The following is an 8,123-nucleotide window of genomic DNA, read 5'->3' on the forward strand; positions in this document are numbered from 1 at the left end:
CTTTCCTTTTCTGCTTAGGAGCGTTCCAGCTCGATGTCCAGGCCCAGCGAACGGATTTCCTTGACCAGCACGTTGAACGATTCCGGCATGCCGGCTTCGATGGCGTGTTCGCCCTTGACGATGGACTCGTACACCTTGGTACGGCCCACCACGTCATCGGACTTCACGGTCAGCATTTCCTGCAGGACGTAAGCGGCGCCATAAGCTTCCAGCGCCCACACTTCCATTTCCCCGAAACGCTGACCACCGAACTGCGCCTTGCCGCCCAGCGGTTGCTGCGTGACGAGCGAGTAAGGACCGGTCGAACGGGCATGCATCTTGTCGTCCACCAAATGGTGCAGCTTCAGGTAGTGCATGTAGCCGATGGTCGTCGGACGCTCGAAGCGCTCGCCCGTGCGGCCATCGAACAGGTACGCCTGCGTGCGGGTGGGCGTGAGGCCCTTGCGCTCGGCGATGTCATCTGGATAGGCGATCTTCAGCATGTCCTTGATTTCTTCTTCCGAAGCACCATCGAACACGGGGGTGGCATAAGGCACACCGGTGGTGAGGTTGGCAGCCATGGCCATCAAGTCTTCGTCGCTCAGCTGAGACAAGTCTTCCTTGCGGCCGCGCGAGTTGTAGACCTCTTCCAGGAACGTGCGCAGCTCGGACGCCTTGGCCTGCTGCTGCAGCATGTCGCCGATGCGCTGACCAATACCCTTGCCCGCCCAGCCCAAGTGGACTTCCAGCACCTGACCGATGTTCATCCGCGAAGGCACGCCCAGCGGGTTCAGAACGATGTCGGCGGGGGTGCCGTCGGCCATGTAAGGCATGTCTTCGACCGGAACGATCTTGGAGACCACGCCCTTGTTACCGTGGCGGCCGGCCATCTTGTCGCCAGGCTGCAGGCGGCGCTTGACGGCCAGGTACACCTTGACCATCTTGAGCACGCCAGCGGGCAACTCGTCGCCTTGCGTGAGCTTCTTGCGCTTTTCTTCAAAGGCCAGATCGAAGCTGTGGCGCGTCTGCTCCAGAGCGTTCTTGATGGACTCGAGTTGCGTGGCGACTTCGTCCTCCGCAGGGCGAATGTCGAACCAGTGGAACTTCTCGACCGAAGCCAGGTAGGCCTTGTCGATCTTCGTGCCCTTCGCCAGCTTTTGAGGGCCGCCGTTGGCCACGCGGCCGTTCAGCAGCTTCTCGATACGATCGAAGGCGTCGGCCTCTACGATGCGCAGCTGGTCGTTCAGGTCCAGGCGGAAGCGCTTGAGTTCATCGTCGATGATCTGCTGGGCGCGCTTGTCACGCTGGATGCCTTCGCGGGTGAACACCTGCACGTCGATCACGGTGCCTTGCGAGCCCTGGTCCACGCGCAGCGAAGTGTCCTTCACGTCAGAAGCCTTCTCGCCGAAGATGGCGCGCAAGAGCTTCTCTTCAGGCGTGAGGGTGGTCTCGCCCTTGGGCGTGACCTTGCCGACCAGCGTATCGCCGGGTTGCACTTCCGCGCCCACATAGATGATGCCGGACTCGTCCAGGCGGTTCAGCTGCTGTTCCGACAGGTTCGGAATATCGCGCGTGATTTCTTCAGCGCCCAACTTCGTGTCGCGCGCCATGACCACCAATTCCTCGATATGAATCGAGGTGTAGCGGTCTTCAGCCACCACGCGTTCGGAGATCAGGATCGAATCTTCGAAGTTGTAGCCGTTCCAAGGCATGAACGCGATCAGCATGTTTTGGCCAATGGCGATTTCGCCGAAGTCCGTCGATGCGCCGTCGGCGATCACATCACCCTTGACCAACATGTCGCCCTTTTGGACGATGGGGCGCTGGTGGATGTTGGTGTTCTGGTTGGAACGCTGGTACTTGATGAGGTTGTAGATGTCCACACCCACTTCACCGGCCAGTGCTTCTGCGTCGTTCACACGCACCACGATGCGTGTTGCGTCAACGTAGTCGACGATGCCGCCGCGGGTGGCCGTCACCACGGTGCCCGAGTCCACAGCCGCCACGCGCTCGATGCCCGTGCCCACCAAAGGCTTCTCAGGGCGCAGCACAGGCACAGCCTGGCGCGACATGTTGGCGCCCATCAGCGCGCGGTTCGCATCGTCATGCTCCAGGAACGGAACCAACGAAGCCGCCACCGACACGATCTGTGCGGGGGACACGTCCATGTACTGCACACGGTCTGCACCGCACAGGATGGATTCGCCCTTTTCACGGGCAGAGACCAGCTCACCCGTCAGGCGACCATCCTTGTCGAGCACGGCATTGGCCTGCGCGATCACGTACTTGCCTTCTTCAATGGCCGACAGGTAGTCGATATCCATCGTCACCTTGCTGTCCACCACACGGCGGTACGGGGTTTCGATGAAACCGTACTCATTGAGGCGGGCGTACAGGGCCAGCGAGTTGATCAGGCCGATGTTTGGACCTTCAGGCGTTTCGATAGGGCAGACGCGACCGTAATGGGTTACGTGCACGTCGCGCACTTCGAAGCCTGCACGTTCGCGGGTCAGACCACCCGGGCCCAGTGCGGAAACACGGCGCTTGTGCGTGATTTCAGCGAGTGGGTTGGTCTGGTCCATGAACTGCGACAGCTGCGAGGCACCGAAGAATTCCTTCAGTGCTGCCGAGATCGGCTTACTGTTGATCAGGTCGTGGGGCATCAGCGGCTCTTGCTCGGCCTGGCCCAGACGCTCCTTCACAGCCTTTTCGATACGTGCCAGACCTGTGCGGTACTGGTTTTCGGCCAGTTCGCCCACGCAGCGCACGCGGCGGTTGCCCAGGTGATCGATGTCATCGACTTCGCCGTTGCCGTTGCGCAGGTCCACCAGAATCTTGACCACGGCCAGGATGTCTTCGTTGGACAGCACCATGGGGCCGGTGGATTCGTCGCGGCCGATCTTCGCGTTGAACTTCATGCGGCCCACACGCGACAGGTCGTACGTGTCGGGGTTGTAAAACAGGCGCTGGAACAGGGCCTGCACGGCGTCTTCGGTGGGCGGCTCGCCAGGACGCATCATGCGGTAGATGGCCACACGCGCAGCAAATTCGTCCACCGTCTCGTCGATGCGCAGGGTCTGCGACATGTACGCACCCTGGTCGAGTTCATTGGTGTAAATGCATTGCACGTCTTGCACGCCAGCGCTGCGCAGCTTCTTGAGAAGTGCCTCGGTCAGCTCATCATTCGCCTTGGCGATGATTTCACCGGTGTCCGCGTCCACAATGTTGCGGGCGACAACGCGGCCGATCAGGAAGTCTTCGGGCACGCTGATGTGCGTGGTGCCGGACTGTTCCAGTTCACGGGTGTGGCGTGCCGTCACACGCTTGTCCTTGGCCACAACGACCTTGCCGGACTTGTCGGTGATGTCGAAACGGGCCACTTCACCACGCAGACGCTCGGACACAAATTCCATTTGTGCACCGCTGTCCATGAGGCGGAAGTTGTCATTGACGAAGAAATTCGCCAGGATAGATTCTGGATTCAGGCCGATGGCCTTGAGCAGAATCGTGACGGGCATCTTACGGCGGCGGTCGACGCGGAAGTACAGGATGTCCTTGGGGTCGAACTCGAAGTCGAGCCAGGAGCCACGGTACGGGATGATGCGCGCCGAGAACAACAGCTTGCCCGAGCTGTGGGTTTTGCCCTTGTCGTGTTCGAAGAACACGCCAGGCGAACGGTGGAGCTGAGACACGATCACGCGCTCGGTCCCATTGATGATGAACGAGCCCTTATCGGTCATGAGCGGCACTTCGCCCATGTAGACCTCTTGCTCCTTCACTTCCTTGACCACTTTGGACTGCGATGTCGAAGACTCACGGTCATAGATGATCAATTGCACCTTGGCGCGCACAGCCGAGGCGAAGGTCAGACCACGGGTCTGGCACTCACGCACGTCAAAAGCTGGCTTTGCCAGGTTGTACTCGATGAACTTCATCTCCACAAAACCGTTGTGGGAGACGATAGGAAAGGCAGCGTCGAATGCAGCCTGAAGGCCTTCGATGGTTCTTTTCTGGGGTGCTTTATCAGCCTGCAGGAAAGCGGTGTAGGCGTCCTTCTGCATCTGCAGCAGATAAGGAACTTCGAGCACGCTATCGCGGGTGCCGAAACTTTTGCGAATTCGCTTGCGTTCGGTGTAGGAATAGGCCATGAGATCTCCGGGCAAAGACATGAGTCCTGGGTCTTCGACGACTGACCCGCGAGGAGAGGTGTCCTCACGGGCTTGGCGGTTGGCCACTACCAACCATGGCGGACGGTGATGCGTTGCACATCACCCGAACCAAGGCGTCTTCTGCTGTCGGGGTTGTCAGAAGACACTCGCAAGCCTCGTTGACAACGAGGCTTGCGGGTGCTCTCTGAAAGCACCAAAGGCTGGAGGCCCTTTGAGGAGCACTCCAGCCCTTGAGCAAGACCGAATTACTTGAGTTCGGCCTTGGCGCCAGCTTCCACCAGCTTCTTGACAGCTGCTTCGGCGTCGGCCTTGGCAATGCCTTCCTTGACGTTCTTGGGAGCGCCGTCCACCAGGTCCTTGGCTTCCTTGAGGCCCAGGCCGGTGATTTCGCGCACAGCCTTGATCACGGACACCTTGTTGGCACCAGCTTCGGTCAGAACGACGTTGAATTCCGTCTTTTCTTCAGCAGCAGCAGCAGCGCCACCACCAGCGGCAGCAGGAGCAGCCATGGCTGCAGCGCTCACGCCAAACTTCTCTTCAATGGCCTTCACCAGGTCATTGAGTTCCAGAACCGTCATGCTGTCCAGCGCGGTCAAAAATGCGTCTTTATCGAATGCCATTTTGATTTCCTAACAATTTTGTTGGTTAACTGCCGAGCGATCAAGCTGCGACAGGTTCGGCGGCCGTTTCGGCAACGCCTTCGCCTTTTTTCGCCGCCAGCGCGCCCAGCACAACGGCCGTACGCGACATGGGGGACATAAGCAAGCCACAAATCTGAGCCAGCAGAACTTCCTTGGAAGGAATGTTGGCCAGTTGCTTAACGCCGTTGACATCCAGGGCTTTGCCACCGAAAGCGCCACCGCGAATCACCAGCTTGTCGTTGGTCTTCGCGAAATCGGCCACCACCTTGGCGGCGGCCACAGCGTCTTCAGAGAAGCCGTAGATCAGCGGGCCGGTCATCTGGTCTGCCACCACGTCAAACGCGCTGCCAGCCACAGCACGGCGAGCCAGGGTGTTCTTCAGAACACTCAGGGTCACGCCCTTGCTGCGAGCATCAACACGCAGTTTGGTCATGTCGGCGACCGTGATGCCACGGTATTCCGCGATCACAAGCGTTTGAGCTTTAGCGGCGAGGCTGGTCACTTCACTGATGACCGCTTCTTTCTCACTGCGATTAAGACTCAAGGTCTACTCCTTAAAATGCGCACTCGGCGAGTGCCTCATGCGCGCTCTTGTTGCAGCGACCAACTGTTTCGGAAAATTTTTCCATCTGCAGCGGGATCGCCATCTGCGTTGGTGCCTTGTCTGGCTTTAAGCACGACCGGATCGCGCACCAACGGTCTTGGATGGCCTGTCGCTACTTTCGTAGCTCCAGCCCACCACATCGGGCCTGCCCGTGAAGGCACGCCCGAAGATTTCTTGCAATTACGCTGCAGCGATGGTTTGCGTATCCACGCGGACACCCAGACCCATCGTGGAAGACACAGCCACCTTGCGCAAGTACAGGCCCTTGCTGGTTGCTGGCTTGGCCTTGTTCAGGGCTTCGATCAGTGCAGCCAGATTGCCTTGCAGCTTGTCGTTGTCGAATGAGCGGCGGCCGATCGTGCTGTGCACGATACCGGCCTTGTCCACGCGGAACTGCACCTGACCAGCCTTGGCGTTCTTCACGGCCGTAGCAACGTCAGGGGTCACGGTGCCCACCTTGGGGTTAGGCATCAGGCCACGTGGACCCAGGATCTGACCCAGGGTACCCACAACGCGCATCGCGTCAGGCGCAGCGATCACCACGTCAAACGGCATGTCGCCGGCCTTGACCATGGCGGCCAGGTCGTCCATACCGACGATGTCAGCACCGGCGGCCTTGGCTTCTTCAGCCTTGGCGCCTTGGGCAAACACCGCAACACGCGTCGTCTTGCCGGTACCGTTGGGCAGCACCACGGCGCCACGGACCACTTGGTCGGACTTCTTGGCATCGATACCCAGCTGCACAGCCACATCGATGGATTCATCGAACTTGGCAGTAGCCGCTTCCTTCACCAGAACCACAGCATCCGCGAAGGCATACAGCTTGGTGCTGTCAACCTTGCCCTGCTGGGCCTTTTGCTTTTTTGTCAACTTGGCCATTTACAAACCCTCCACCGTCACGCCCATCGAGCGTGCAGAACCAGCCAGCGTACGGACTGCTGCGTCGACGTTCGCGGCGTTCATGTCCTTCATCTTGGTCTTGGCGATTTCTTCGAGCTGTTCGCGCGTGATCTTGCCGACCTTGGTCTTCAGCGGATTCGAAGAACCCTTTTCAAGCTTGATAGCCTTCTTGATCAGCGTCGTTGCGGGCGGCGTCTTGATGATGAAGGTAAAGCTCTTGTCTGCAAAAGCCGTGATGACCACGGGCAACGGCAGACCAGGCTCCACACCCTGGGTCTGCGCATTGAATGCCTTGCAGAACTCCATGATGTTGAGACCACGCTGGCCCAGGGCGGGACCAATGGGTGGGGATGGATTGGCCTTACCAGCTGGGACTTGCAGCTTGATAAAACCGACGATTTTTTTCGCCATGTTTTACTCCTTACGGGTCATAACGCCTTCGCTGCACCACGCAGCAACTGGCTCCCCGGGGTTAACGACTCGCTATCACAATGTTCGCACCGAGTCGAAAAGTGCGACATTCAACTTTTTCCCTGGTTTTCCAGGGAGGACTAGGTTTTATCGAAAAGACTTACGTCTTCTCGACCTGTCCAAATTCCAGCTCAACGGGTGTAGAGCGACCGAAGATCATTACGGAGACGCGCACACGGCTCTTTTCGTAATTGACTTCTTCGACCGAGCCATTGAAGTCCGTGAAAGGACCTTCCTTGACACGAACTAGCTCACCCACCATGAATTCGATCTTGTGGCGCGGCTTCTCCGTGCCTTCCTGCATCTGGCTGACGATTTTCTGAACTTCTTCTTCAGAAATAGGTGCGGGACGATTCTTTGCACCACCCACGAAACCAGTCACCTTGTTGGTGTGTTTCACCAAATGCCAGGTGTCATCGTCCATGACCATTTCAACGAACACATAGCCAGGAAACAAGCGACGCTCAGTCGTCTTGCGCTGGCCGTTCTTCATCTCCACCACTTCTTCGGTCGGCACCAGAATGCGGCCAAACTTATCCTGCATGCCAGAGCGGCCAATACGCTCCTGGATGTTGCGCTCCACGGCTTTTTCCATACCCGAGTAGGCATGGACGATGTACCAGCGCAGATCGGGGTTTACCGAAGCAGAAGCGCCTGCAGGAGCCTCTGCCCCAGTGATTTCCGCAGCGGTCGTCATGATTTTCTCCAACCCAGAACCAAGTCGTACAGAACCCATTCCAGCGTCTTGTCCGTGAACCACAGGAAAAGTGCCATGATCACCACAAAGGCAAACACGTAAGCCGTCATCTGCAAGGTTTCCTTGCGAGTGGGCCAGACAACTTTTTTCACTTCGCGCCATGCATCCTTTGCGAAAGCAACGAACTGCCGACCGGACTCCGATACGAGAAATACGCCTGCAGCCGCAACCAGCCCGACGATCAGCGCAGCCCATTGAACGAGAGCGCCTTGTTTTCCCAGCAAATAAAAACCCGCCACCGAGGCAATGACCAAAGCCACCACCGCTGCGAGCTTGGCCTTGTCTGCGCCTGTATTGACAGTTTCAACCTGTGAAGTGGCCATCTTTGAGTATTTCCTGCTTCCGATTCACGGCGCCGCTTAAGACACCGAAGCCCGCCAGGGCCTGGCGGGCTTGTTTTAGGCCACATTCAAGTGGCAGGGGCAGTAGGAATCGAACCTACAACCTTCGGTTTTGGAGACCGACGCTCTGCCAATTGAGCTATACCCCTGTATCCCTTGCCAATTACGCGAGGATCTTGGCCACGACGCCAGCGCCCACGGTACGGCCACCTTCGCGGATAGCGAAGCGCAGGCCTTCTTCCATGGCGATGGGGTTGATCA

General features: G+C 58.5%; 7 protein-coding genes, 1 tRNA gene and 1 pseudogene. All 9 read right to left on the bottom strand.

Annotation, left to right across the window (positions count from 1 at the left end; translation table 11 throughout):
• Positions 1–14: 14 nt before the first annotated feature.
• Entirely contained in the window at positions 15–4,127 is a 4,113-nt protein-coding gene (gene rpoB, locus ASE39_RS13740) for a DNA-directed RNA polymerase subunit beta (RefSeq protein WP_057271515.1), read from the bottom strand.
• 266 nt (positions 4,128–4,393) lie between these two features.
• Positions 4,394–4,768 (bottom strand): 50S ribosomal protein L7/L12, encoded by a 375-nt coding sequence (gene rplL, locus ASE39_RS13745; RefSeq protein WP_010467242.1) that lies wholly within the window; start codon positions 4,766–4,768, stop codon positions 4,394–4,396.
• A gap of 40 nt (positions 4,769–4,808) precedes the next feature.
• Positions 4,809–5,333, bottom strand: coding sequence for a 50S ribosomal protein L10 (gene rplJ, locus ASE39_RS13750; RefSeq protein ID WP_029414402.1), 525 nt, complete (start codon positions 5,331–5,333; stop codon positions 4,809–4,811).
• Positions 5,334–5,573: 240 nt separating this feature from the next.
• Complete coding sequence (rplA, locus tag ASE39_RS13755; protein ID WP_010467239.1) at positions 5,574–6,272, bottom strand: 50S ribosomal protein L1; 699 nt, start codon at positions 6,270–6,272, stop codon at positions 5,574–5,576.
• Positions 6,273–6,704: a 50S ribosomal protein L11 gene (rplK, locus tag ASE39_RS13760; RefSeq protein WP_010467238.1), complete on the bottom strand. Its 432-nt coding sequence runs from the start codon at positions 6,702–6,704 to the stop codon at positions 6,273–6,275.
• Between the two features lie 160 nt (positions 6,705–6,864).
• Complete coding sequence (gene nusG, locus ASE39_RS13765; RefSeq protein WP_010467237.1) at positions 6,865–7,461, bottom strand: transcription termination/antitermination protein NusG; 597 nt, start codon at positions 7,459–7,461, stop codon at positions 6,865–6,867.
• Positions 7,458–7,844, bottom strand: a complete 387-nt coding sequence (gene secE / locus ASE39_RS13770; RefSeq protein ID WP_010467236.1) for a preprotein translocase subunit SecE — start codon at positions 7,842–7,844, stop codon at positions 7,458–7,460. The genes nusG and secE overlap by 4 nt, the downstream gene beginning before the upstream one ends.
• A gap of 91 nt (positions 7,845–7,935) precedes the next feature.
• Positions 7,936–8,011 (bottom strand) — tRNA-Trp (locus tag ASE39_RS13775).
• Positions 8,012–8,025: 14 nt separating this feature from the next.
• Positions 8,026–8,123 (bottom strand): annotated as a pseudogene (locus tag ASE39_RS25875) (elongation factor Tu); the annotation flags it as partial.

Origin of the sequence: Acidovorax sp. Root267, assembly GCF_001429215.1 — a bacterium.
Classification (GTDB): domain Bacteria; phylum Pseudomonadota; class Gammaproteobacteria; order Burkholderiales; family Burkholderiaceae_C; genus Acidovorax; species Acidovorax radicis.

What these genes read in the sequence shown, in the direction of transcription:
- rpoB (WP_057271515.1), bottom strand. Translation starts at nt 4,127, where the DNA reads ATGGCCTATTCCTACACCGAACGCAAGCGAATTCGCAAAAGTTTCGGC.
- rplL (WP_010467242.1), bottom strand. Translation starts at nt 4,768, where the DNA reads ATGGCATTCGATAAAGACGCATTTTTGACCGCGCTGGACAGCATGACG.
- rplA (WP_010467239.1), bottom strand. Translation starts at nt 6,272, where the DNA reads ATGGCCAAGTTGACAAAAAAGCAAAAGGCCCAGCAGGGCAAGGTTGAC.
- rplK (WP_010467238.1), bottom strand. Translation starts at nt 6,704, where the DNA reads ATGGCGAAAAAAATCGTCGGTTTTATCAAGCTGCAAGTCCCAGCTGGT.
- nusG (WP_010467237.1), bottom strand. Translation starts at nt 7,461, where the DNA reads ATGACGACCGCTGCGGAAATCACTGGGGCAGAGGCTCCTGCAGGCGCT.
- secE (WP_010467236.1), bottom strand. Translation starts at nt 7,844, where the DNA reads ATGGCCACTTCACAGGTTGAAACTGTCAATACAGGCGCAGACAAGGCC.